Source organism: Polaribacter sp. AHE13PA, assembly GCF_019278505.1.
In the GTDB taxonomy this organism is placed as follows: domain Bacteria; phylum Bacteroidota; class Bacteroidia; order Flavobacteriales; family Flavobacteriaceae; genus Polaribacter.
This window is the reverse complement of the sequence record NZ_CP058985.1, coordinates 3,651,204-3,678,190: the sequence shown is the minus strand read 5'-3', so window position 1 is coordinate 3,678,190 and position 26,987 is coordinate 3,651,204. Positions and strand designations below refer to the sequence as shown.

At 32.2% G+C, this 26,987-nt stretch carries 18 protein-coding genes and 1 pseudogene; 5 read left to right on the top strand and 14 right to left on the bottom strand.

Going from position 1 to position 26,987, the window contains the following annotated elements; genetic code table 11:
• Positions 1-40: 40 nt before the first annotated feature.
• From infB to rimP, 3 genes are read right to left on the bottom strand one after another with little or no spacing between them, the layout of a single operon-like run.
• Positions 41-2,929, bottom strand: coding sequence for a translation initiation factor IF-2 (gene infB / locus H0I28_RS15645; protein WP_218759687.1), 2,889 nt, complete (start codon positions 2,927-2,929; stop codon positions 41-43).
• Between the two features lie 60 nt (positions 2,930-2,989).
• Positions 2,990-4,246 (bottom strand): transcription termination factor NusA, encoded by a 1,257-nt coding sequence (gene nusA / locus H0I28_RS15640; protein ID WP_165734290.1) that lies wholly within the window; start codon positions 4,244-4,246, stop codon positions 2,990-2,992.
• 12 nt (positions 4,247-4,258) lie between these two features.
• Positions 4,259-4,720: a ribosome assembly cofactor RimP gene (gene rimP, locus H0I28_RS15635; RefSeq protein WP_218759686.1), complete on the bottom strand. Its 462-nt coding sequence runs from the start codon at positions 4,718-4,720 to the stop codon at positions 4,259-4,261.
• A 175-nt stretch (positions 4,721-4,895) separates the two neighbouring features.
• Between rimP and H0I28_RS15630 the strand changes: the two genes are divergently transcribed.
• A complete protein-coding gene (locus H0I28_RS15630; protein ID WP_218759684.1) occupies positions 4,896-5,723 on the top strand; it encodes a universal stress protein in 828 nt (275 codons plus the stop codon).
• A gap of 75 nt (positions 5,724-5,798) precedes the next feature.
• Here the strand turns inward: H0I28_RS15630 and H0I28_RS15625 are convergent, their stop codons facing one another.
• The 8 genes and pseudogenes from H0I28_RS15625 to H0I28_RS15590 form a co-directional block, all read right to left on the bottom strand.
• Positions 5,799-7,391 (bottom strand): NADP-dependent glyceraldehyde-3-phosphate dehydrogenase, encoded by a 1,593-nt coding sequence (locus tag H0I28_RS15625; protein WP_218732347.1) that lies wholly within the window; start codon positions 7,389-7,391, stop codon positions 5,799-5,801.
• A gap of 169 nt (positions 7,392-7,560) precedes the next feature.
• Positions 7,561-8,823, bottom strand: a complete 1,263-nt coding sequence (gene ilvA / locus H0I28_RS15620; protein ID WP_218755069.1) for a threonine ammonia-lyase IlvA — start codon at positions 8,821-8,823, stop codon at positions 7,561-7,563.
• Positions 8,824-8,964: 141 nt separating this feature from the next.
• The gene (ilvC, locus tag H0I28_RS15615; RefSeq protein WP_208890923.1) at positions 8,965-10,440 is read right to left on the bottom strand and encodes a ketol-acid reductoisomerase; all 1,476 of its coding nucleotides are present in this window, start codon (positions 10,438-10,440) and stop codon (positions 8,965-8,967) included.
• Between the two features lie 109 nt (positions 10,441-10,549).
• On the bottom strand, positions 10,550-11,080 hold the full coding sequence (gene ilvN, locus H0I28_RS15610) for an acetolactate synthase small subunit (protein WP_165734284.1): 531 nt from the start codon (positions 11,078-11,080) through the stop codon (positions 10,550-10,552).
• 101 nt (positions 11,081-11,181) lie between these two features.
• Positions 11,182-12,916, bottom strand: a pseudogene (ilvB, locus tag H0I28_RS15605) (biosynthetic-type acetolactate synthase large subunit).
• A 93-nt stretch (positions 12,917-13,009) separates the two neighbouring features.
• A complete protein-coding gene (ilvD, locus tag H0I28_RS15600; RefSeq protein ID WP_218732344.1) occupies positions 13,010-14,686 on the bottom strand; it encodes a dihydroxy-acid dehydratase in 1,677 nt (558 codons plus the stop codon).
• Positions 14,687-15,141: 455 nt separating this feature from the next.
• Positions 15,142-16,263 (bottom strand): 3-isopropylmalate dehydrogenase, encoded by a 1,122-nt coding sequence (gene leuB, locus H0I28_RS15595; RefSeq protein WP_218732343.1) that lies wholly within the window; start codon positions 16,261-16,263, stop codon positions 15,142-15,144.
• Between the two features lie 101 nt (positions 16,264-16,364).
• On the bottom strand, positions 16,365-17,540 hold the full coding sequence (locus H0I28_RS15590; protein ID WP_218732342.1) for a 2-isopropylmalate synthase: 1,176 nt from the start codon (positions 17,538-17,540) through the stop codon (positions 16,365-16,367).
• A 131-nt stretch (positions 17,541-17,671) separates the two neighbouring features.
• Here H0I28_RS15590 and H0I28_RS15585 point away from each other — a divergent pair, with 131 nt between their 5' ends.
• From H0I28_RS15585 to thrC, 4 genes are all read left to right on the top strand, one after another.
• Complete coding sequence (locus tag H0I28_RS15585) at positions 17,672-19,231, top strand: hypothetical protein (protein ID WP_218732341.1); 1,560 nt, start codon at positions 17,672-17,674, stop codon at positions 19,229-19,231.
• Positions 19,232-19,548: 317 nt separating this feature from the next.
• Complete coding sequence (gene thrA / locus H0I28_RS15580; protein ID WP_218759683.1) at positions 19,549-21,987, top strand: bifunctional aspartate kinase/homoserine dehydrogenase I; 2,439 nt, start codon at positions 19,549-19,551, stop codon at positions 21,985-21,987.
• A 147-nt stretch (positions 21,988-22,134) separates the two neighbouring features.
• Complete coding sequence (locus H0I28_RS15575) at positions 22,135-23,064, top strand: homoserine kinase (RefSeq protein WP_218759682.1); 930 nt, start codon at positions 22,135-22,137, stop codon at positions 23,062-23,064.
• A 91-nt stretch (positions 23,065-23,155) separates the two neighbouring features.
• Positions 23,156-24,439 (top strand): threonine synthase, encoded by a 1,284-nt coding sequence (thrC, locus tag H0I28_RS15570; RefSeq protein ID WP_218759681.1) that lies wholly within the window; start codon positions 23,156-23,158, stop codon positions 24,437-24,439.
• A 303-nt stretch (positions 24,440-24,742) separates the two neighbouring features.
• On the opposite strand, the gene H0I28_RS15565 is transcribed toward thrC, so the two are convergent.
• The 3 genes from H0I28_RS15565 to H0I28_RS15555 are packed head-to-tail and all read right to left on the bottom strand — an operon-like array spanning position 24,743 to position 26,908.
• Positions 24,743-25,036 carry a hypothetical protein gene (locus tag H0I28_RS15565; RefSeq protein WP_218759680.1) on the bottom strand — a complete coding sequence of 98 codons (294 nt, stop codon included), beginning with the start codon at positions 25,034-25,036 and terminating at the stop codon, positions 24,743-24,745.
• Between the two features lie 17 nt (positions 25,037-25,053).
• Positions 25,054-26,562 (bottom strand): OmpA family protein, encoded by a 1,509-nt coding sequence (locus tag H0I28_RS15560; protein WP_218759678.1) that lies wholly within the window; start codon positions 26,560-26,562, stop codon positions 25,054-25,056.
• A 31-nt stretch (positions 26,563-26,593) separates the two neighbouring features.
• Complete coding sequence (locus H0I28_RS15555) at positions 26,594-26,908, bottom strand: hypothetical protein (protein ID WP_218759676.1); 315 nt, start codon at positions 26,906-26,908, stop codon at positions 26,594-26,596.
• Positions 26,909-26,987: the final 79 nt, after the last annotated feature.

Sequence of the window (26,987 nt, the reverse complement as noted above, 5' to 3'; positions counted from 1 at the left end):
CATGCTGAAATCTCGATCTTATATCTAAGTTTTGAAATTATTATTTCAATTTCTTCTTAACTGCTACTTCCTTGTAAGCTTCAATTACATCTCCTTCTATAATATCATTATAGTTTTTAATTTGAATACCACAATCGAATCCTTTTGTAACTTCTCTAACATCATCTTTAAAACGTTTTAACGCTGTTAAAGTTCCGTCGTGCACTACAATTCCGTCTCTAATAATTCTAATTTGAGAATCTCTTTGGATTTTACCAGACATTACCATACAACCTGCAATGTTACCAACTTTAGAGATTTTATAGATTTCTCTAATCTCTACATTACCAGTAACTTCTTCTTTCATTTCTGGAGATAACATTCCTTCCATGGCGTCTTTTAAGTCATTGATAGCTGCATAAATAATAGAGTATGTTCTAATATCTACTTCTTCTCTATCGGCTACTGCTCTTGCATTTCCTTGCGGACGTACATTAAACCCAACAATAATTGCATCTGAAGCTGTTGCTAATAACACATCACTTTCTGTAATGGCTCCAACACCTTTATGTAAAATATTTACTTGAATTTCTTCTGTTGATAGTTTTTGGAAAGAATCTGTTAAAGCTTCTACAGAACCATCTACATCTCCTTTTAAGATAATGTTTAATTCTTTAAAGTCTCCTAACGCAATTCTACGTCCAATTTCATCTAACGTTAATGTTTTCTGAGTTCTTACAGATTGCTCACGTTGTAATTGAGAACGTTTAGAGGCAATTTGTTTTGCTTCTCTTTCATCATCAAATACTACAAACTTGTCTCCAGCTTGTGGCGCTCCGTCTAAACCTAAAATAGATACTGGTGTTGATGGTCCGGCAGTTTTTAAATTGTTTCCTTTATCATCAAACATTGCTCTTACTTTACCACTGTGCTTACCTGCTAACAAGTAATCTCCAATTTTTAAAGTTCCTGCTTGTACTAGTATCGTAGAAACGTATCCTCTACCTTTATCTAATAATGCTTCCACTACTGCACCAACTGCATTTTTATTAGGGTTTGCTTTCAATTCTAAAATTTCAGCTTCTAATAAAACTTTCTCTAATAATTCTGGAACACCTGTTCCATGTTTTGCTGATATATCTTGAGACTGTATGTTACCACCCCATTCTTCTATCAACAAATTCATTTGAGATAATTGCGTTTTTACATTATCTGGATTTGCATTTGGTTTATCAATTTTATTGATTGCAAATATAATAGGCACTCCCGCAGCTTGCGCATGAGAAATTGCTTCTTTAGTTTGCGGCATCACATCATCATCTGCTGCAACTACAATAATAACTAAATCCGTTACCTGAGCTCCACGTGCACGCATTGCTGTAAACGCCTCGTGACCTGGTGTATCTAAAAATGCTATTTTTTGATCTCCAACTTTTACAGAGTACGCACCAATATGCTGTGTAATTCCTCCGCTTTCGCCTTCAATAACATTTGCTTTTCTAATATAATCTAATAAAGATGTTTTACCATGATCTACGTGACCCATTACCGTAATAATTGGTGCACGATTTTCTAATTCTTCTGGTTTATCAACTACCTCTTCTATAGACTCCTCTACTTCTGCACCAACAAATTCTACTTTGTGGTTAAATTCTTCAGCAACAATAACTAATGTTTCTGCGTCTAAACGCTGATTCATTGTTACCATCATACCTAAAGACATACATGCAGAAATAATATTTGTTACAGGAACTTCCATCATTGTAGCAACTTCACTTACAGTAACAAACTCTGTTACTTTTAAGATCTTGTTGTCTAATGCTTGAGCTTCTAACTCAGCATCAGAATGTTCTCTGTGGGCATCCCTTTTATTTCTACGGTATTTTGCTCCTTTACCTCTAGAAGATTTTCCTTGCAGTTTCTCAAGTGTTTCTCTTACTTGTTTTTGAATTTCTGCTTCAGTTGGTTCTTCTTTTTTAACTGCTGCTGGTCTAGCGGCACCTCTACCACCTCTATTAAATGGAGGTCTACTTCCACCTGCTCTATTTCCTTGACCTGGTCTACTTGGTCTTGCCGTAGCAGAACCTGGTGCACCAGCTTTAGTTACAATACGCTTACGTTTCTTCTTGTCTGCGTTTGCATCTTTTTTAGGTTCAGGTTTCTTTTTCTTAGGTCTTTCAAATTGTTTTAAGTCAATTTTCTTACCTGTAAAATTAGGACCGTCTAATTTTTTATATTGCGTTTTGATAGCTTCTGCATTTTCTGCAGTAACCTCTTCAGCTTTCTCTTCTGATTTTGAAGCGTCTTTTTTCCCTTTTGGTTTATCACCAACTTTAGAAACTTCTTTTTCTATTTCAGAAACAGATTTCTTAACCTCTGGTGCTACCACCTTTGGTTTTTCTTCAACTGGTTTTTCAACAGCCGGAGTTTCTTGTTCCTTAGAAGCCTCTGCTTTAGTCTCTACAACTGGTGCTTCTGCTACTACTTTAGGTTCTTCAACTTTAGGCTCTTCTGTTTTAGCTTTAGGTTCTGCAACAACCTCTACAGGTTCTTCTTTTACCTTTTCAACTTTTTCAGCAGGTTTTTTACCAATATTATCAATATCGATTTTACCAACAGTCTTAAACTCTAATTTATCTGCTTTGGCTCTTAAAACCTCTTCCTTCTTAACCTCTTCCGCTCTTTTCTTCTCTAATTTAGCTTCATGCTCTAAACGAATAGCTTCTTTCTCTTTTCGTTTTTCTTCACCAACTTCTTTAGATGCAGCTTTCTTATTAGCATCTTTTTCAAAGCCATCAAGTAAAACTTGATAGACGTCACCCGTAATTTTAGTGGTTGGCCTCGATTCTATTTCGTGACCCTTTCCCGCTAAATATTCGACTGCTCTATCAAGAGAAATGTTTAATTCTCTTAAAACTTTATTAAGCCTCATTGTTTTGCCTACAGACATATATTCTTTTTAACTTTATACTTGTAAAAATATGCTTTTTACGTTACTTCTTTACTATACTTAGTCCTCAAATTCTTCTTTCAAGATTTTTTGAACATCCGTAATTGTTTCTTCTTCTAAATCGGTTCTTTTTACCAACTCTGCAACACTAGTTTCTAATACGCTTCTAGCAGTATCTAAACCAATCTTCTTGAATTCAGCAATAACCCAATCTTCAATTTCGTCTCCAAATTCTGTTAACTCTACGTCTTCTTCTTCTAGACCTTCTCTCTTAACGTCTATTTCGTAACCGGTTAACTCACTTGCCAAACGAATATTTACACCACCTCTACCAATTGCTTTAGAAACTTCTTCTGGTTTTAATAAAACGCTTACACGTCCTTTTTTACCATTTCGTTCTTCTTCAAACATTTCTATTTCCATTGAAGTCACTTTTGCAGGACTTAATGCTCTTGAAATAAATAACTGCTCGTTTTTGGTATAGTTAATAACATCTATATTCTCATTACCTAACTCACGTACAATACCATGAATTCTTGAACCTTTAACACCAACACAAGCTCCAACAGGATCTATTCTATCATCATAAGAATCTACCGCTACTTTTGCTTTTTCCCCTGGTATTCTTGCAACTCCTTCAACAGTAATTAAACCATCAAAAACTTCAGGAATTTCTTGCTCAAATAATTTATTTAAGAAAACAGGCGATGTTCTAGATAAAATAATCGCTGGTTTGTTTCCTCTTAATTCTACCGTTTTAATAATTCCTTTTACAGAATCTCCTTTTCTAAAAAAGTCTGAACGGATTTGCTCGCTTTTCGGTAATACAATTTCGTTTCCTTCATCATCAAGCAAAATAATTGCATTGTGACGAATGTGATGTACTTCGGCAGTATACAACTCGCCTTCTAAATCCTTAAATTGTTTAAAGATATTTGTACTATCGTGTTCGTAAATTTTAGAAATTAAGTTCTGACGTAATGCTAAGATAGCTCTTCTACCTAAATCTATCAACTTAACTTCTTCAGATACATCTTCACCAATTTCAAAATCTGGCTCAATTAATCTTGCTTCCGCTAATTCAATTTCTTCATTATCATCTTCAGAAAAACCATCTGCAACAACAACTCTATTTCTCCAAATTTCTAAATCTCCTTTATCTGGGTTAATAATTATATCAAAATTATCATCCGAACCAAACTTACGTTTTAGGGCAGCTCTAAAAACCTCTTCTAAAATAGACATTAATGTTACTCTGTCTATACTCTTGTTATCTTTAAATTCTGAAAACGAATCAATTAATGCTATATTCTCCATTACATTTTTTGCTTAAAATACAATCTTCACTTTTGCTTCTATAATATCCTTATAGGCTAAAGTTGCTGTTTTTGTTACAGTAACCTTCCCTTTACCTATTGGCTTTGGCTCTCTTGCTTTCCAATTTAAAACAATTTTATCCTCATCCGATTCTACCAAAGTTCCTTCAAATTCTTCTTCAGAAGTTTTTACTTTAAGTATTCTATTGATGTTTTTAATATATTGTCTCTTCACTTTTAGTGGATGCGCTATGTCTGGTGTAGAAACCTCTAGAGAAAAATCTTCTTCTTCTCTGTCAAAATTACCATCTACACTTTTACTAATTCTAATGCATTCACTTAAAGGAACACCATTATCACCATCTACTGTAACCTGAATTTTGTTGTTTTCTGAGATAGACAAATCTATCAGATATAACGACTCATTCTCAGCCAGTGCTTCCTCTACTAAATTTCTTACTTTGGTTTGGTTCATTTTAAATCCTAAAATAAAATATAAAAAGAGGGGACTCTTTAGTCCCCTTCCTTCTCCATTTATTGTAAATTTCGGTGCAAATATACTAAATGTTTGGGATTTACCAAACTAAGTTGAAGTCAATTATTTTTTGTAACTTTATATACAATCACTTTAACCTCTAATTTGTTGTACTATGAAAAAAATTTTAGTCCCAATAGATTTTTCTAAAACTTCTGAATACGCATGTAAAATGGCCGAAAAAATGGCTAGAAAAACAAAGGCCACCGTTTATCTTATTCATTTAATAGAACTCCCTAAAGGTATTACAGACATGGGATATGGAAGTAAATTTAGTATTCCTGAAAGCATGCTGTATTTAAGAAAAGTTAGAGAAAAGATACTAGAATTTAAAGAAAACTTTTTTAGTAAAGACACCCATGTTAAGTATTTTATAAAACTGAACAATCCTTTTGAGGGCATACAAAAATATGCAGATAAAATTGATACAGATTTAATAATAATGGGGTCTAAAGGTCATTCTGAACTAGAAGAAATACTTATTGGCTCTAATACAGAAAAAGTAGTACGAAATTCTAAAAGACCAGTTATTGTTGTAAAAAAAGACAGTAAAAAGTTTAAATTAAAAAATTTAGTTTTCGCATCTAACTTCAAAGATGAGAATAAGGAAGTGTTTGGTAAGTTTGTTGATTTTTCAAAAATTTTTAATAGCAATATCCATTTACTAAAAATAAATACTCCCGCGAACTTTCAATCAACTTCGGAAGCAAAACATAAAATAAAAGATTTTATTTCTGATTACAATTTACCAAAACATAAAATAAACGTGTATAGTGATGTTTCAGTAGAAAAAGGCATTTTAAACTTTTCTAAAGATGTTAATGCTGACTTAATTACCTTAAGTACCCATGGTAGAAGTGGTCTGGCTCATTTATTTACAGGTAGTGTTATTAAAAACTTGACTAAAAATGCTTTAAAACCAATGTTAACTATTAAGGTTTAATTTTTAGGTAGGTTTCAAGAATAAAAAAACCTCCAAAATTGGAGGTTTTTTAAATATATAATTTCTACCTTTTTTTTACAAAAGATAATCTGTATTGATAAAATTAGATGCCTTTTTATCTAACAACTCTTCTAAAATAGCATTGTTGTAAGGTGTGTCTTTAGAAGCTACAAAAGTTCTAATAGAAAAAGAACGCAAAGCATCATGTACACTTAAAGTTGATACTGCAGAGTCTTTTCTTCCCGTAAACGGATATACATCTGGACCTCTTTGCGCAGCACTATTTAAGTTTACTCTACACACTAAATTAACCAAAGTATCAATTAACGGTGCCAAAGTTTTTACTTCACTACCAAAAACACTTACTTGTTGTCCGTAATTAGATTCTGCCATATCATCTAAAGGCTCTTGAATATTTTTAAAAGAAACAATAGGAGTTACTGGTCCAAATTGCTCTTCTTTAAAAACTCTCATATCTTTAGAAACTGGATATAAAACAGCTGGAAAAATATAGTTTTCAGAAGTTTTACCTCCTTTTTTATTAATTACTTTTGCTCCTTTAGAAGTCGCATCGTCAATTAATTCTTGAATATATGCTGGTTTTTCTGGTTCTGGTAAAGGTGTTAATTTTACACCATCTTCCCATGGGTTTCCAAATTTTAAAGCATCAACTCTCTTTGCAAATCGTTTGTTAAACTTATCTACAATATGCTCATGTACATATAAAATTTTCAAAGCAGTACAGCGTTGTCCGTTAAAAGAAGTTGCTCCAGAAAGGCATTCATCTATTGCCAAGTCTAAATCTGCATCCGGCAATACAATTCCAGGATTTTTAGCCTCTAAACCTAACACTAAACGCAATCTGTTTTTAAAAGGGTGATTTGCTTGAATTGCATTCGCAGATTTACTGTTACCTATTAAAGCCAACACATCTACTTTACCTGTTTTCATGATAGGCGTAGCTAAAACCCTACCTCTACCATAAATAATATTCACCACACCTTCTGGAAAACTATTTTGAAAAGCCTCTAACAACGGAGATAATAATAAAACTCCATGTTTTGCAGGTTTAAAAACAGCTGTATTCCCCATAATTAATGCAGGAATCAACAAAGCGAACGTTTCGTTTAAAGGATAATTATAAGGTCCTAAACATAAAACTACCCCTAAAGGACCACGTCTAATATGCGCGTGTACTCCACTACTTTTTTCAAACTTAGCAGAATCTCTATCCATTTGCTTATAGTCTTCAATAGTATCGTAGATATACTCGATGGTTCTATCAAATTCTTTTTCAGAATCCGGTAATGCCTTTCCTATCTCCCACATTAGCAGTTTTACAACTTCATCTCGTTTGGTTTTCATTTGCTCTGCAAACTCCTCCATACATTCAATTCTGTCTGCAACACGCATTGTTGGCCATAAACCCTGCCCTTTATCATAAGCTCTATAAGCAGAATTTAATGCTTCTAAACCTTCTTCTCCTGTTAAATTAGGAACAGTACCCAATAAGGTTGGTTTGTATTCTTTTGTTGATGAAATTGTAGAATATACTTCTGTAGTTTCACCTTTCCACTCTTTTAACTCACCACTAACTAAATATGTTTTTTGGTGCAATAGTGATGTTATCTTATATGCTTCTGGAATCTCTGTAAATTGTTTCTTCATAAATTAATTTTATAAATTGTATAAAAAAAATAATAATTAAAAATAAATAGTTTAATTATTTATAGTCCAAAATTAACTAAAAATAACTGTATAACACCTCATTTACACTTTTAAACACGAAATGGTTTTCGAGGTTCTATTTTTATTATAATTTAAATATTCAATGTAATTACACCAAAAATTGAAATAAATCTGGCTTGTCATTTAGGTAGTCGCCAAAGAAATTGTTTTCTTTCATTCTTTGAATTAAAGGAGCCAAATCTTGAGAAGATTTTAACTCTAAACCAACAACTGCAGACCCATTTGTTCTGTTATTCTTTTTAGTATATTCAAAATGAGTTATATCATCATTAGGCCCTAAAATCTCTACTACAAACTCTTTTAATGCCCCTGCTCTTTGTGGAAACTTTACTATAAAGTAATGCTTAAGATTTGCATACAACAATGCACGTTCTTTAATTTCTGCAGTTCTTGTAATATCATTATTACTACCACTAACTACACAGACTACATTCTTTCCTTTAATTTTATCAGCAAAAAAATCTAAAGCAGCAATACTTAAAGCACCTGCAGGCTCTACTACAATAGCATCTTTATTGTACAAATCTAAAATGGTCTGGCATATTTTACCTTCGGGAACTGTAATTACTTCCGCTAGGTTTTGCTGACAAATAGCAAAGTTTAAATCGCCTACTCTCTTTACAGCAGCTCCATCCACAAAAGCATCAATTTTATCTAGCGTTGTATTTTCTTTATTTTGAATAGATGTCAGCATAGAAGGAGCTCCCTCTGGCTCAACACCAATTATTTTTGTTTCTGGTGATAGATATTTAAAAACAGAAGACAATCCTGCAGACAAACCTCCACCTCCAATAGGCACAAAAACATAATCTATTTTTTCTTTAGTTTGATTTAAAACCTCTAAACCAACCGTAGCCTGCCCCTCTATTACCTTTTCATCATTAAAAGGATGGATAAAAGTTTTGTTCTTTGAGTCACATTCTAGTTTTGCAGCATCAGAAGCATCATCAAAAGTATCTCCCTCAATTACAATTTCAATAAAATCTTCACCAAACATTTTTACTTGGTTAATTTTCTGATTTGGTGTTGGAGACGGCATAAAAATAGTTCCCTTAATCTGCAGTAGTTTACAAGACAAAGCAACTCCTTGTGCATGATTACCAGCGCTTGCACAAACAATTCCTCGCTGTTTTTCATCTAAAGTTAAAGAAGACATCTTATTATATGCTCCTCTAATTTTATAAGAACGAACCACCTGTAAGTCTTCCCTTTTAAAAAGAATGTTTGCTGCTAGTTCTTTTGATAAATTAAAGTTTTTACTAAGCGGCGTCTCAAAAGCGACACCTTTTAAGTTTTCTAAAGCCTCTCTTACACTTTCTAAACTTGGATAATAAATTTGGTTTGTTTGCATCGATCAAATGTAAAAATAAAACCTGTCAGATTATGAAATCTAACAGGTTTTTTTAACTCAATTTTTGGGGGACATTATAATTTATAGAAACCTAAATTACACCTCTTTCAAGGATTTATTTCATTATAAAAACGAACTATATTAAGCCGTTTTTATAACTTTCATAGCTGTCATAGAAGCTCTTAATTTTGCTCCTACTACCTCTACTGGATGGTTTCTAATAATAGCATTAATTCTAATTAATTCTTGGTTATCAACTCCATTTTCTGAGCTAAAAGATTTACCAATAATATCAGTTTTTACATTTTTCATAAAATCTGTTAATAAAGGCTTACAAGCATGGTCAAACAAATAACAACCATATTCTGCAGTATCAGAAATTACACGGTTCATTTCTGCTAATTTCATTCTTGCAATTGTATTTGCAATTAATGGCGTTTCGTGTAAAGATTCATAATAAGCAGAAGCAGCTATAATACCAGATTCTGTCATTGCTTCGAAAGCTAATTCTACACCAGCTCTTACAAAAGCAACTAATAAAGTTCCGTGATCGAAGTATTCTTGTTCAGAAATTTCATCACTTGTAATTTCTTGTTTTTCAAAAGCAGTTTCTCCTGTTGCAGCTCTCCAAGTTAATAAGTTTTTATCATCATTAGCCCAGTCTTCCATCATTGTTTGAGAGAAGTGACCTGTCATAATATCATCCATGTGTTTTTGAAACAACGGACGCATAATGTCTTTTAATTCTTCAGACAATCTAAAAGCTTCCACTTTTGCAGGATTAGACAACCTGTCCATCATATTGGTAATTCCACCATGCTTTAAAGCTTCAGTTACAGTTTCCCAACCATACTGAATTAATTTAGCAGCATAACCTGGTTCAATTCCTTCTTCAACCATTTTATCAAAAGATAAAATTGCTCCTGTTTGTAACAAACCACATAAAATAGTTTGCTCTCCCATTAAATCAGATTTTACCTCAGCAACAAAAGAAGATTGTAAAACTCCTGCTTTATGACCTCCTGTTGCAACTGCATATGCTTTTGCTTCTGCCCAACCTTTTCCTTGTGGGTCATTTTCTGGATGCACTGCTATTAATGTTGGTACTCCAAATCCTCTTTTATATTCTTCTCTAACTTCAGAACCTGGAGACTTTGGCGCCACCATAATTACGGTTAAATCTTCACGAACCTGCATTCCTTCTTCAACGATATTAAAACCATGAGAATACGATAATGTAGCTCCTTTTTTCATTAAAGGCATTACTGCAGTTACAACATTTGTATGTTGTTTATCTGGTGTTAAATTAATAACCACATCTGCACTTGGTAACATTTCTTCATAACTACCAACTTCAAAATTATTTGAAGACGCGTTAATATAAGACTGTCTTTTTTGATCTATAGCAGCCTGTCTTAATGTATAAGAAATATCTAAACCAGATTCTCTCATATTTAAACCTTGGTTTAAACCCTGTGCACCACAACCTACAATCACAATTTTCTTCCCTTTCAACGCTTCTACTCCGTCTTCAAATTCTGAAGCGTCCATAAAACGACATTTCCCTAATTGTTCTAATTGCTCTCTTAATGTTAATGTGTTAAAATAATTTGACATTTTTATTGTTTTTGTTTGTTGTTTAGAATTAAGATTTTAGAATATAGACACCATATTAACTTTACGTAATCATCTATAACCTAACCTCTAGCCTCTTTACTCTTTTTATTTAGTTGTTGTATGTTTCTAGTAATGCTGATATTTTCATTTCTTCTTTAGTAATAGCAACACGTCCTGAACGTGTATATTGCATAATACCAAAAACGCTTAATTGATCATATAATGCTACTATCTCTTCTTTTTTCCCTGATTTTTCCAACACAAAAAACTCAGTATTTACAGTAACAATTCTTGCGTGGCTCTTTTTAATGATATTCTGAATTTGAGGTTCTTCAAATAATAATTCAGATTTAATTTTAAACAACCCAGAAATCTGATAAATTGTTTCATCATCATTATGATAATACGCCTTAATAACCTCTACTTGTTTCTCTATCTGACCAATAATTTTCTTAATATTTTCCTCTGTCATACTTACAACAATGGTAAATTTAGAAACACCAGGTATTTCTGATGGAGATGTATTTAAACTCTCTATATTTATATGTCTTCTTTGGAAAATTGCTGAAATTCTGTTCAACAATCCAATATTATTTTCAGTATAAATAGATACTGTGTAAAATTGTTTTTCTGTACTCATTTTTTTAAAGATATTAGAAGAAAGATGATAGAAAATAGACCATTATTGCCTTTTATTCTAATAAACCTTTACCCTTTGTTCTCTACTCCTTGTTCTTTTTATTACTCTAGTCTAATGTCTGAAACACTTGCTCCGGTAGGAATCATAGGAAAAACATTTCCTTCTTTCTCTACACAAACCTCTAAGAAATAAGCTTCTTTACTTGCCATCATCTCCTCAACTGCCGCAGCCAATTCTTCTCGTTTAGTAACTTTCTTTGCTTTTATATAATACCCTTCTGCAATAGCCACAAAGTTTGGGTTTGTCATCTCTGTAGAGGCATAACGTTTATCAAAAAAACAATTGCTGCCATTGACGTACCATTCCTAAGAACTCATTATTTAAGACCACTACTTTTAAAGCAACTTTCTGCTGAAAGATAGTTCCTAATTCTTGAATCGTCATTTGGTAACCACCATCACCAGAAATTGAAACTACATCTCTTTCTGGAGCTGCCATTTTAGCACCAATTGCCGCTGGTAAACCAAAGCCCATGGTACCTAAACCACCAGAAGTAATATTACTTTTTGACTGATTGAACTCAGCATATCTACAAGCAATCATTTGATGTTGACCAACATCACTTACAATTGCCGCGTTTCCTTTACTCTGAATGTTGATTTCTTTTAAAACCTCACCCATAGTTAAACCTTCTTTCGTTGGATGAATATCGTCTTTAATTACTTTTTCATATTCAATAGCGTATAAATCTGCAAATTTTTGACGCCATTCTGGATGCTTATTTTCGTTTAACATTGGTAACAATAATTCTAAGCTAGCTTTTGCATCACCTAAAACAGCTACATCTGTTTTTACGTTTTTATCTACCTCAGCAGGATCAATTTCAAAGTGAATTACCTTGGCTTGTTTTGCATACGTATTTAAACTACCCGTAACACGATCATCGAAACGCATACCAATAGCAATTAAAACATCACACTCATTTGTTAAAACGTTTGGCGCATAATTACCGTGCATACCAACCATACCCACATTTAATGGATGCGAAGTAGGAATTGCAGAAGCTCCTAATATTGTCCAAGCAGAAGGTATTCCTGCTTTTTCAATTACAGCTTTAAACGCTTCTTCTGCTTCACTTAAAATAACTCCCTGTCCCCAAACCACTAATGGCTTTTTAGCAGCATTAATTAATTTAGCAGCTGCTTCTAAAGTGGAAGCATCTGTTTTTGGAACTGGATTATAACTTCTAACTTTTGTACATTTTTCATATGAAAAATCGAACATTTCCTGTTGCGCATCTTTTGTAATATCAATTAAAACAGGCCCTGGTCTTCCGCTCTTTGCAATGTAAAAAGCTTTTGCCATCATTTCTGGAATTTGAGATGCTTTGGTAACTTGACAGTTCCATTTTGTAACTGGTGTAGAAATACCTACAATATCTGTTTCCTGAAACGCATCACTTCCTAATAAATGAGAAAACACCTGCCCCGTAATACACACCATTGGTGTAGAGTCTATTTGTGCATCTGCAATACCAGTAATTAAATTGGTTGCTCCCGGACCAGAAGTTGCAATACATACACCTACTTTACCAGAGATTCTTGCAAACCCTTGTGCAGAATGTGTTGCACCTTGCTCATGACGTGTTAAAACGTGATGAATTTTATCTTGATATTTATATAACTCATCATACACTGGCATAATTGCTCCACCAGGATACCCATAAATTATTTTTGTGTCTTCTGCAATTAAGCACCTAACGATTGCTTCGCTACCAGAAATCCTTTCTGTAACTTTTGCTGTGTTTTGTTTATTTTGTATGGTTTGAGTTTCCATAGTTTTATATTTTTAAATACCTACAAGGCTATTGAAACCTCGTAGGATATCTTGTCTCTTTTTTTTATCTTGTTTCTTGATTTTATTATAAAACTATAAATCGGTAACACACCCTTTAGATGCTGATGCCACTGATTTTGCATATTTATATAAAATCCCTTTTTTGTGCTTTAATGCAGGAGCAATCCAATTTGCTCTTCTAGCAGCTAACTCTTCATCAGAAAGCAATACATTAATTGAATTATCTTCTGCACTAATTCTAATTTTATCACCAGTTTCAAGAATTCCGATAGTTCCTCCTTCTTGTCCTTCTGGTGTAATATGTCCAACCACAAAACCATGGGTTCCTCCAGAAAAACGACCATCTGTAATTAAAGCTACAGATTTCCCTAAACCTGCTCCCATAATTAAAGAAGTTGGTTTTAACATTTCTGGCATTCCTGGTCCTCCTTTAGGTCCAACATACCTAATGACGACTACATCTCCTCTTTCTACTTCTCCGTTTATAATTCCGGTATTTGCTGCTTGTTCCCCATCATAAACCACTGCTTTTCCTTCAAAAAGCAATCCTTCATTTCCAGATATTTTTGCTACAGCTCCTTCCTCTGCTAAGTTTCCATATAAAATCTGTAAGTTACCAGAAGACTTTAAAGCTTTATCTGTTGGGTGAATTACATCTTGTTCATCAAATTCCATTGCTACTACATCCGCCAAGTTTTCGGCTAATGTTTTACCAGTAACCGTCATACAATCTCCATGTAAGTATCCTTTATCTAACAAGTATTTCATTATTGCAGGTGTTCCTCCAATACTATGTACATCTTCCATTAAATATTTTCCAGATGGTTTTAAATCTGCAATTAACGGAGTTCTGTCACTAACTTTTTGAAAATCTTCTAATGTAAACTCAATATCTGCTGCATGCGCAATTGCTAAAAAGTGTAATACTGCATTTGTAGATCCACCTAAAGCATTTACCAACGCGATTGCGTTTTCTAAAGATTTTTTAGAAATAATATCTAAAGGTTTTAAATCTAATTCTAATAAGTTTTTAATTGCCAAAGCTGTTCTTTCTGCTTCAGATAATTTATTAGGATTTTCTGCCGGTATAGATGAGTTATATGGTAAAGAGAACCCCATACATTCTATTGCAGAAGCCATTGTGTTTGCAGTATACATACCACCACAAGCTCCAGCTCCAGGAATTGCTCTTTTTATAACTTCTCTATATTCTTCCTCTTCTATTTCTCCAGCCATTTTTTGACCTAAAGCCTCAAAAGCAGAAACAATATTTAACTTTTTTCCTTTGTAGTTTCCAGATGCAATTGTACCACCATACATCATAATTGATGGACGATTTAAACGCAACATTGCAATTACGGCTCCTGGCATATTTTTATCACAACCAACTACTGATACTAAAGCATCATAACTTTGAGCATTCATTACAGTTTCTATAGAATCTGCAATAATATCTCTTGAAGCTAATGAATAATTCATACCAGAGGTTCCCATAGAAATACCATCTGAAACACCTATTGTATTGAATCCTAAACCGACTAAACCTGCAATTTTGCTTTCAATCTTGACCTCTGCAGCCAAATTGTTTAAATGCATATTACATGGGTTACCATCATAACCAGTGCTCGCAATACCAACTTGCGCTTTCTGCATGTCTTCATCCGTTAAACCTACCGCATACAACATTGCTTGTGATGCTGGTTGAGATTCGTCTTGTGTTAATCTGCTACTGTGCTTATTTAGTTTCATTTAATGTTTTCTTCAATTTGTTGTCTAAATTACTATGTTTCTCCATTTTTATTGAATAAAATTCAATAACTTACTTTAAATTCACGTGTTAAAAAAGCACCTTAATCAACTGAAATTAAAGCATTTAAGCCCACTTAATTATGATACTCAATCTTTAAAATAAATTCATAAAAAAACCTTCCATTTTAATGGAAGGTTCGTTTATAAAAAATATAAATATCACTTCCTTACCAATTCGTAATAATTACGATGACGTTGATAATAGAAATAATATTTAATAATTGTTTTTTCACTGGTGTAAATATTGCGATTTATATTTTAATACGCAACTAATATTTTTTTATTGATGACTGCTAGAAAATAAGTCTAGCCCAGATTGAATGGTCTGTTTGAGCTCTTTTTTGTTTTTTACAAAAAAAGCGAGTAATGAAAGCTGGAAACAGCTTCTAAAAAACTTAAATGATTGTGCTTTGCCCCATATGAATGTTTTTAAAATTCATATTACTATCTTCTTGGTTCGCAATATAATCTGCTATAAAATCGCCCACTTTTGCAGTAGAAGCCGAATACTGGTTTTTACCTTTTAAATCTTGTGTTGTAATACCTAAATCTAACGATTTTTCTACAGCTCTTTGTATTGCATCTGCTTCATCATGTAAACCCAAATGTTCTAACATAAGTGCTGCTGATAAAATAGACGCTAAAGGATTGGCAATATCTTTACCTGCTGCTTGCGGATATGAACCGTGAATTGGCTCGAATAATGCATTTTTTTCTCCTACTGAACTTGATGCCAAGATACCGATTGAACCTCCGATCACACAGGCTACATCTGAAATAACATCTCCAAAAAGGTTTTCTGTTAATATAACATCGAATCGTTTTGGGTTTAATACAATTTGCATTGCTGCATTATCTATAAACATAAAATCTAAAGCAACATCTGGATATTCTTCTCCAATTTTTGCAACTGTTTTTCTCCATAAACGAGAAGTTGCTAAAACATTTGCTTTATCAATTAAAGTTACTTTTTTCTTTCTGTCTTGAGCAGCTTTAAAAGCTAAGTGTGTAATTCTAGAAATTTCATCTACCGTATAAGAACAAACGTCTGATGCTTTTAAACCATCTTCACTTATTTCTTTTTTACCGAAGTAAATTCCAGATGTTAACTCCCTATAAATAACGATATCTGTTCCTGAAATAATTTCTTTTTTAAGAGGAGAGTTTTTAAGTAATTTAGGATATGCTTTTACAGGTCTTACATTACAAAACAACTCTAACTCCTGTCTTAAACGCAATAAACCTTGTTCAGGTCTTACTTTTAAGGTTGGGTCATTATCATATTTTAATTCTCCAATAGCCCCACATAAAACTGCATCTGCATTTTTACATATTTCTATGGTTTCTTGCGGTAATGGATCACCTGTTTTGTCAATTGCACAAGCGCCCATTTGAGCTTCTTTATATAAAAATATATGGTCGTAAACTTCTGCCACCGCATCTAAAGCTTTTTTTGCTTGCGTGGTTACTTCTGGTCCAATACCATCTCCCGGGATTATTGCAATTGTATATTTCATTCTGTACTTGTAATCTAAAATTATTCTGTTATCAAAGGTAGTTGATTATTTTTAATTGTTGTATCAAAATTCACAACTACCCTCGAAGACAAAGTTTCTTTTTACACTGTTGCTACCTTAGAGATTTTACTAACCTCTATCATAATAGCATGAATATCGTCATCTTTTACTTCTTTTTGCTTATCTGCTGTACTTAAAAAAGCATCATAAGCAACATCTAACTGAACTTTTGTTAGCTCATAACCAATCTTTTTGGCTCTGTACGCCAATGCTGCTCTACCACTTCTTGCAGTTAATACAATTGCACTTTCTGTAACACCAACATCTTCAGGATCCATAATTTCGTATGTTTCTCTGTTTTTTATAACTCCGTCTTGATGTATACCAGAACTATGCGCAAATGCATTTGCACCAACAATTGCTTTGTTTGGTTGTACCGGCATTCCCATACTTTCTCTAACCATTATACTTGTATCGTACAATAGCTTTGTATCGATACTTGTTTCTAGGTTTAAATACGGATGTTGCTTTAACACCATAACTACTTCTTCTAGCGCCGTGTTACCAGCTCTTTCTCCAATACCATTAATAGTACACTCAATTTGACGAGCACCATTAATTACACCTGCAATAGAATTTGCTGTTGCCATACCTAAATCGTTATGACAATGGCATGAAAGAATTACGTTATCTATCCCTTTTACGTTTTCACGTAAATATTTAATTTTTGCCCCATACTCTTCTGGCAAACAATACCCCGTTGTATCTGGAATATTTAAAACTGTTGCTCCAGCTTTAATAACAGCTTCACAAACTCTTGCCAAATATTCATTATCTGTTCTACCCGCATCTTCTGCGTAAAACTCTACATCTTCTACAAAAGACTTTGAATAAGAAACTGCTTTTACAGCACGTTCTATTACTTTTTCTCTTGTTGAATTAAATTTGAATTGAATATGAGAATCACTTGTACCAATACCCGTATGAATTCTTGGGTATTTTGCATATTTTAGTGCTTCTGCAGCTACTTTAATATCATTTTCTACAGCTCTGGTTAAACCACAAACTGTAGCATTTTTTATAATTTTTGAAATCTCAGTTACTGAAATAAAATCTCCTGGGCTAGAAACCGGAAAACCAGCTTCAATTACATTTACACCCAACAAATCTAATCTTTCAGCAATTACCAATTTTTGTTTTGTATCTAACTTACACCCAGGGACCTGCTCCCCATCTCTCAATGTTGTATCAAAAATTTGAACCTTGTTATCTTGCATAATATCTGTAAAGATTATCTTATTTAAACTCAAATGTATATATCGAACTTAAAATAAATAGTTATTTTTACAGCTCCGTACGATTTCTAATATCACCTATAAAAACTTAAATATCTAATTACCAGTTTTTTATGAGTAAAAATGTTACATTAGCCAATCAACAAAATGATGCTCTATTTGTTTTAATTAAGTCTTTAACTAAATCAGAAAAGAGGCAGTTTAACTTATATGTAGGAAGATTAGGTGGAAACATCGATGCTAAGTTTTTTTCTTTATTTAAATTTTTAGAAAAACTAAAGGTATATGATGAAAAAGTTATTATTGGCAGCGGAATTGTTTCTAAACAACAACTTTCTAACTTAAAGGCGCATTTATACAAACAAATTTTAATTAGTTTACGTTTAAACCCTGCTCATAAAAACGTACGAATTCAAATTAGAGAACAATTAGATTTTGCAACGGTATTATATCAAAAAGGACTCTACAAACAAAGTTTGAAACTTTTAGAAAAGGCCAAAAACATGGCTTTGGATAATGAGGAAAAAAATATAGCTTATGAAATTGTAGAACTAGAAAAAGTAATAGAAACACAATACATTACCAGAAGTTTAAGCAACAGAGCAAATCAACTATCTGTACAAGCAAAAGAATTAAGTCAAGACAATGTAATTCATAGTAAACTTTCTAATTTATCGCTACAGTTATACAGTCATTTAATACAAAACGGCTATGTAAAAAACGAAGAAGAATTACAGTTTGTTGATAAATATTTTAGCGACCGAATGCCAAAGTACGATTATCAAAAATTAGGATTTCGTGAAAAATTATGGCTATACAAGGCGCATTTATGGCATAGTTTTTTGGTGCAAGACTTTTTATTAAGCTATAAATATGCTAAAAAATGTGTAGATTTATTTGACTGCCCTAAACTGATAAACACGCACCCAGTTTTTTATTTAAAATCTAAAAACTACCTATTAGAATCTTGTTTTCTCGTAAAAAAAGTATCAACCTTTAAAAAAGAACTTACCGCTTTTGAAGAGGAAATTGACAGGAAAGAAATACCAATGAATACCAATACAGAGTTGTTGATATTCTTGTATTTGTACGCTAACAAACTACACTTACACTTCTTAGAAGGCTCTTTTGAAAAAGGAGAATATCTTGTTGAAATTATTAATAATAAAATTGAAAAGTATAAAAACAGACTAGACAGTCATTTTATTGTTTTACTCTATTATAAAATAGCTTGCTTGTATTTTGGAATGGGTAAAAACAAATTGTGCATTATTTATTTACAAAAAATAATTCGCTCTAAAAACATAGGTTCTGCAGAGGACTTACAATGTTTTGCACGTATTTTAAACTTGATTGCACATTATGAATGTGGATTAGATTACGATCTAGAAAGACAGTTTGTAGATACCTACAAGTTCTTACTAAAAATGGAAAACCTACAAGAAGTACAAAAGGTTTTTCTAACTTCCATTAGAGATTTAAGTGATGTTTTTCCACATGAGATTAAAAATGAATTTAAGAAGATTCATGCCAAATTAAAAACATTTGAGAACCATCCGTATGAAAAAAGAGCCTTCTTATATTTAGACATCCTATCTTGGTTAGAAAGCAAAATTCAAAATAAACCGATTGCTTTAATTATTAAAGAAAAAATAAAACCAATTAACAAATAATCGTAAAACCATATTAGAAATAACCTATTTTTAATAATACTGCATAAATCATTAAATTTTACGAAATAATCTCCATCAAAAGGGGAAATATTAAATAATACTCCTATTTTTGCTTTGTGAGTTTATCTAATACACATATTAATTCTTCTAAAACTACCAACGTAGTTTATACTTCTATGCGCACAATTACACGCACGATTACAACAATTACCCTTTAGGGGTTCTACTATATTCATATCACCACAGGTTATATATTGTTTCGGGTAAAAACGAAACAAACTCAAAAAAAATTTAATTACTTAAACTATTCATTAAAAATGAAAGTATTAAAATTTGGCGGTTCATCTGTCGCAAGTTCAGAGAAAATACAAAAAGTCTTAGCTATTGTTGAGGCTGCATCTAAAAAAGAAAAAATAGCCGTAGTAGTTTCTGCATTCGGAAAAACTACCGATAAATTATTAGCCGGTGCTAATGAAGCTTTAGAAGACATTACCACAGCTAAAGAAACATTAGAAACCATTAAAGAACTTCATTTTGAAGTAATTGATGATTTAATTGTAAAAAACAAAAAAGAAGTTCACGAAGAAATCACCTATTTATTTGATAGATTAACATCTATTTACGAAGGCGTTTTCTTATTGCAAGAATTATCTGACAAAACATTAGCAAAAGTATATAGTTTTGGAGAAAGACTATCATCTTACATTATTGCAAATGCTGCAAAAGAATTGTTTGACGCTGCTCATAAAGAAAGTAGAGATTTAATTATTACAAACAATGAATATTTAAATGCGCAGGTAAACTTTAAAGTCACTAATAATAATATTACTTCATTTTTTGAAGAAAATAAGCATCAGGTTGTTGTTTTAGGAGGTTTTATCTCTTCTAATATTTTTGAAGAAACAACTACTCTAGGCAGAGGTGGTTCTGATTTTACTGCTGCCATTTATGCTGCTGCTTTAGAAGCGAATGAATTACAAATCTGGACAGACGTTTCTGGTATGTTCACTGCAAACCCTAGAGTTGTAAAGCACGCATATCCTATTTCAGAAATTTCTTATGAAGAAGCCATGGAATTATCACATTTTGGTGCAAAAGTTCTATACCCACCAACAATTCAACCTGCTTTAAGAAAAGGAATTGCTATTCGTATTAAAAACACATTCGAACCAGAAAGCGCAGGAACTTTAATTTGTAAGAATCCAGAAAACGGAAATGAAGTAAAAGGTATTTCTCATATAGAAGACATTAGCTTAATCACTTTAGAAGGTGGTGGAATGGTTGGAATTCCTGGCTTTTCTAAACGCTTGTTCGAAACTCTTTCTGTCGCTAAAATAAATGTTGTTTTTATTACTCAAGCTTCATCAGAACACTCTATTTGTGTAGGAGTCTTTGAAAATGATGCAGCAAAAGCTAAAGAACTTTTAGACGATACCTTCAGTATAGAAATAGACAAGAAAAAAATAAAACCAATTATTGTTGAAAGTAATTTAGCAATTATTGCCGTAGTTGGTGAAAGCATGAAAAACTACCAAGGTTTAAGCGGACAAATGTTTAGCGCCTTAGGTAGAAACAATGTAAATGTTAGAGCAATTGCACAAGGTTCATCAGAAAAAAACATCTCTGCAGTTATTAATAAATACGATGCAAAAAAAGCTTTAAACACATTACATGAGCAATTCTTTGAAGAAAGAACGAAACAACTAAACTTATTTGTAACTGGTGTTGGTAATGTTGGCGAACGCTTTTTAGCTCAAATACATCAACAAAAAAAGTTTTTAAAAGATAACTTAAAATTAAGCATTAAAGTTATCGGAATTGCGAATTCTAGAAAAATGGCTTTCGATGATAATGGTATCGATCTAAATAATTGGAAAGAAGCTTTAGAAAACGGAGAACCTACAACTTTAGACAGTTTTCATAAAAAAGTAAAAGAAAGTAATCATATTAATAGTGTTTTTATAGACAATACTGCTAATCAGCAAGTTTCTGAAATCTATGAAAAATATTTACGTGATAGTATCTCTGTTGTAACTTGTAATAAAATTGCTTGTGCTTCTAGCTTCGATAATTATAAAACTTTAAAACAAGTTTCTAGAAAATACAATGCTTCTTTCTTATTTGAAACAAATGTTGGTGCAGGATTACCAATTATAGATACTTTAAAGAATTTAGTAAACTCTGGCGATAGGGTCAATAAAATTCAAGCAGTATTATCTGGAAGTTTAAATTTTGTTTTCAATAACTTTAATGCAGATTCAACTTTTCATGATGTGGTTGCTGCTGCTCAAAAAGAAGGATATACAGAACCAGATCCAAAGATTGATTTAAGCGGTGTTGATGTTGCTAGAAAAATCTTAATTTTAGCCAGAGAAAGTGGCTATAAAATGGAATTAGAAGACATTGCAAAAAATGCCTTTTTACCTGAAGAAAGTTTAAACACAGATAATAATGATGATTTTTACGCATCATTAACTAAAAATGAAGGGCATTTTCAAAATATATTTAAAGAAGCAAACGATAAAGATTGCCGTTTAAAATATGTTGCTGAATTTGCTGATGGAAAAGCAAATGTTGGTTTACAACACATCGCTTCAGATCATCCTTTTTATAATTTAGAAGGTAGTGATAATATTGTATTATTCTTTACAGACAGATACCCAGAAAATCCTTTAATTATAAAAGGTGCTGGTGCTGGTGCAGATGTTACTGCTTCTGGTATTTTTGCTGATGTAATTAGAATTGCAAATAAGTAAGCAGTTTTTAGTAGGCAGTTCGCAGTCATAAACTGACCGAAAACTGTTTCTAAAAATCATAAACTAACAATAAAAAAGTCTTTAGTTCGTAGTTTTCAGAAACATACTGACTGCAAACTGAAGACTGCATACTGAAGACTTAAACAAATGGATTATTTAAAAATTTTTGCTCCCGCTACTGTTGCTAATGTTTCTTGCGGATTCGATTCTTTAGGTTTTGCCGTTGATGCAATTGGAGATGAAATGACCTTTACAAAAACAACTGCAAAAGGCGTTAAAATAACAAATATTACAGGCGCTAATTTAACATACAATGTTGATGAAAATGCCGCAAGTGCCGTTGTTAAAAAAATACTGAATGAAGCAAATGCAGATTTTGGAATTGAATTAACAATTCACAAAGGCTTTTCTCCAGGAAGTGGCTTAGGAAGTTCTGCCGCTAGTGCTGCTGGTGCTGCTTTTGGCGCAAATCAATTATTAGGTAATATTTATTCGGATTTAGAATTGACAAAATTTGCCATGTTTGGTGAAGAAGTAGCTTGCGGAACTCCAATTGCCGACAATGTTTCGGCTGCAATTTATGGAGGTTTTGTTTTAGTAAGAAGCTATAGTCCTTTAGAAATTATAAAATTACCGGTTCCTAGTGAATTAAGAGTTGTAGCCATTCATCCGCAGGTAGAAGTAAAAACAAAAGATGCTAGAGAAGTTTTACCTACAGAAATAGCTTTGAAAGATGCTGTTACACAATGGGCTAATGTTGGTGGTTTAATTAGCGGTTTATACTCTGATAATTACAACTTAATCAGTAATTCTTTAGTAGATATTATTGTAGAACCTCATCGTAAAAAATTAATTCCACATTTTGACGATGTTAAAAACGCAGCCATAAAAGCAGGTGCTTTAGGTGCAGGAATTAGTGGTTCTGGACCAACAATTTTTGCGCTTTGTAAAGGAGATGAAATTGCCAATGAGGTTTACAAAAGCATCGAAGAAAGCTATAAAAACACAGGTATCGCCTTTGAAATGTTTATTTCTAAAGTGAATCATGAAGGAATGAAAATATTAAAACAATATTAATCGTCATTACAAAGGAAGAATGACTAAAGTAATCTCTTTATAGCAAACAGATTACTTCGTTCCTCTCGAAATGACTAATAATCAACAAAAAATGAACTACTACAGTTTACACCATAAATCGCCAAAATCAACATTTAAAAACGCAGTTGTAGAAGGCTTAGCAAAAGATAGAGGAATTTATTTTCCTGATAATATTCAACAGCTTTCAAAAGATTTTATCGAAAACATTTCTGATTATTCTAATCATGAAATTGCTTATGAAGTAATTAAACAGTTTGTAGGAGATGAAATTCCTGCTGAAAAATTAAAAGACATTGTTGCAAAAACGGTTTCTTTCGATTTTCCCTTGGTAAAAGTGGATGATAATATTGCTTCTTTAGAATTGTTTCACGGCCCAACCATGGCTTTTAAAGACGTTGGCGCTAAATTTATGGCACAATGTTTAGAGTATTTTAATAAAGATAGTGATGACGAAGTTACTGTATTAGTAGCTACTTCTGGAGATACAGGTGGCGCAGTTGCTAACGGATTTTTAGGCGCAAAAGGCGTAAACGTTGTTATTTTATATCCTTCAGGAAAAGTAAGTGACATTCAAGAAAAACAATTAACAACTTTAGGTCAGAATATTACTGCTTTAGAAGTTGATGGAGTTTTTGATGATTGTCAAGAAATGGTGAAAACCGCCTTTTTAGATGAAGAAATTACAAAAACATTAACCTCAGCAAATTCTATAAACGTTGCACGTTGGTTGCCACAAATGTTTTACTTTTTCTTTGCTTATAAAGAATTACACAAAAAACACAAAGATTTAATCTTTTCTGTACCAAGCGGAAACTTCGGAAACATCTGCGCAGGAATTATGGCGCAAAAACTAGGTTTACCTATCAAACACTTTGTAGCTTCTACAAACGTAAATGATACCGTACCTAATTATTTAGTAGACGGAGTTTACAAACCAAAACCATCTAAAGCAACCATTTCTAACGCTATGGACGTTGGTAACCCAAGTAACTTTATCAGAATACAAGAATTATTCAATAATGATTTAGAAGCTCTTAAAAGTGCTTTTTCTTCGTATAGTTTTTCTGATGATGAAACTCGCGCTACCATGAAAGAAATTTATAACAATTCTGGTTATGTTGCAGATCCTCATGGAGCCGTTGGTTATTTAGGATTAAAAAAACATGGATTAAAAGAAAACGAATTTGGTGTTTTCTTAGAAACGGCTCATCCAGTGAAGTTTTTAGACGTTGTAGAAGAAACGTTACCTGTAAAAGTAGAAATACCAGCACAAATTAAAAAAGTAATCAACAATACTAAAGTTGCTATAAAAGCTTCTAACTATCAAGATTTAAAGGCTTATTTGATGAAATAATCAAATAAGTTACCTCTTATAAAAATAAAAACTCCTAACAATTTAAATTGTTAGGAGTTTTTATTTTAAATACGTTCTAAATCCTTTTAAGTAATTTTAGTACGCAACCCTAGGTTTCTTATTTAATATTTATTTTTTTTGTCATATATTTTTCGAAACAATAACAATAATGTTAACATAATTACAAAAAACACTATAGTTACAAGATTCCCAGAAATTTCACTTTCAGGAGTTATTAAGCTTATCATCATTAAATTTTAAAATATTAATTTAAAATATCTTTTTGTTTTTTTAAATAAATTTCTATTTAATTAATACTTGTTTTACTTTTCCTTTATCTCCAAAAATGATATTTAGTTTACGTTCTTTAAAATTGATTAAATATTTTTTACCAAGATAAAAAGTCCAAATATTACAATTTATGTCATTAAATTCATCTCCTAAAAATTTTATGACATCTTTCTTTGTCATTTGAAGAATCAGTTTCCTTTTAATTAAATCTTCCACTAAATAGTAACGAGATTCCCTTTTACTAAACCAATCTTCATTATTAAATAATCTTTTTTTCTTTTTAAACATGAAGCGATAAACTATCATTTTAGTTTTAACTTGTTTCACTCAACAGTTTCTACAGGTCCAATTGCATCAATTGGTTTAATTTCTACCCTTCTGTTTAATTGCATTCCGCCTTCATTAGCGTTAGAGAATTTAGGTCTAGACTCACCATAACCTTTAGGTTCTAATCTTTCGTTATCAATACCTCCTTTGATCATGTATTTCCTTACACTTTCTGCTCTTCTTTGAGATAAATACAAATTGTATCTATCACTATTTCTACTATCAGTATGACCTTCAATAACAAACCTTACATTTGGTACTTGCTTCATTAGTCCGATAATTTGATCAATAGTATTATATGATATTAATTTTATAACATCCCTATCTGTGTCAAAGTAAATAGTAGTAGCTAGCAAACCAATTTGTTGCGTAATGTTAATAGGTGTTACTGCTTCTTGTTTAGGACAACCTCTATTTTCTACTAGACCTGGTGTGTTTGGACATAAATCTTTAGCATCCATAACACCATCGCCATCTGTATCTATATTTAAAGGGCAACCTTCATTTGATAGTGGTCCAAATTCTAAAGGACACTTATCTTTGTAATCTGGTAAACCATCTCCGTCTGTATCTACAGCCTGACCGTTACCATATACCATTGCACCTTTTGGAGTGTTGGGCTCTACATCTAATTGATCCATTACGCCATCGTTATCTGTATCAACAATTTTAAATTGTGCTCCAGGAGCTTCTTCAGCAGCCCATATAATGTATTCTTTTTTCTTTCCTAATTTAAAAACAACTCCTAAACTAGTCACAAAAAAGCTTTCCCAAGTTTGTTTATCAGAAATAGCTGCGTCTAAATGATCTTCATTATTAAAGTACATTCCTGTTCTAAATTCTAGATCTAATCTTCTACTTATTTTTCTTTTTACCCCTAGTTGTGCAGATAAAAAGATAGAACTTGCTTCATTTACACTATTTCTATCACGGTTGTAACCAAAGTCAACTAAAAGTTCATCTGGTGTTGCTCCTGTTGGATCCGTTTTATAAAGAGCAGAATCATATTGATGATATCCAACTCCAAAATATCCTGCAGCATGCCATTTAGTAGCCTCTCTTTTAAACATATTTGTAAAACTTACGATTAAATTTAACTCAGCACCGTAAGATCTACCTTCAAAGCGAAAATCAGCATCACTAATAACATTGTTTGGTACATACATAAGAGAATATCCGTTTGAGAATGATTGTACTCCTCCAGACATTTTAGTATATGTAGCTTTAAGTTCTAAACCTAAGATTGGGTTGAACATTTTATCTACATATATATAACCACCGAAATTCCAATAATTAGAATCATCAGCAACGCTTATAGAACGTAAATCTCCATGCATCATAAAATTACTAAAACCACCACCAATTGCCCAGGTGTTATTGTCTTTAATAATGTCCTTACCTTTTACTTCGATACTGTCTTTATTTATAGTTTTTTCATCATTAGATTGACCAAAGGATTGAGCAATGATAAAGGTACTAAATAGAATACATAAAAAATTTCTCATCAGTATTGTTTTATATCAGTTAAAATTCAACTTAGTTATTGTCTTGAATTGTAAAAACAACCTTACGCTTTACTTTCGAAAACAGCAGTATTACAAATACATTTTTAAAATCATATTTTTTAGTAAGAATAGCTATTCCTTTAAAAAAATAACTTTTGTCTAAACGATTATTTTTTTTTAAATTATAAATAGAGCTACTTTTTAGATGATCCTTACTGGATTTTGCTCTAATAAGTAGTATTCCATAAATAACAGCTATACTTAGTAATATAATTACTCCTGAATCAATAGGAAGTCCTGGAGGTGGTGGTGGTCCCATTGGTGGTGGTACTTGTAAAAAAATCATATCTTCTTTTTTTTTTAAAAGCTCAATTGAAAAGAGTTTAGTTCTATGGGGATTGAACTAAAAATTACAATTAAAAGGA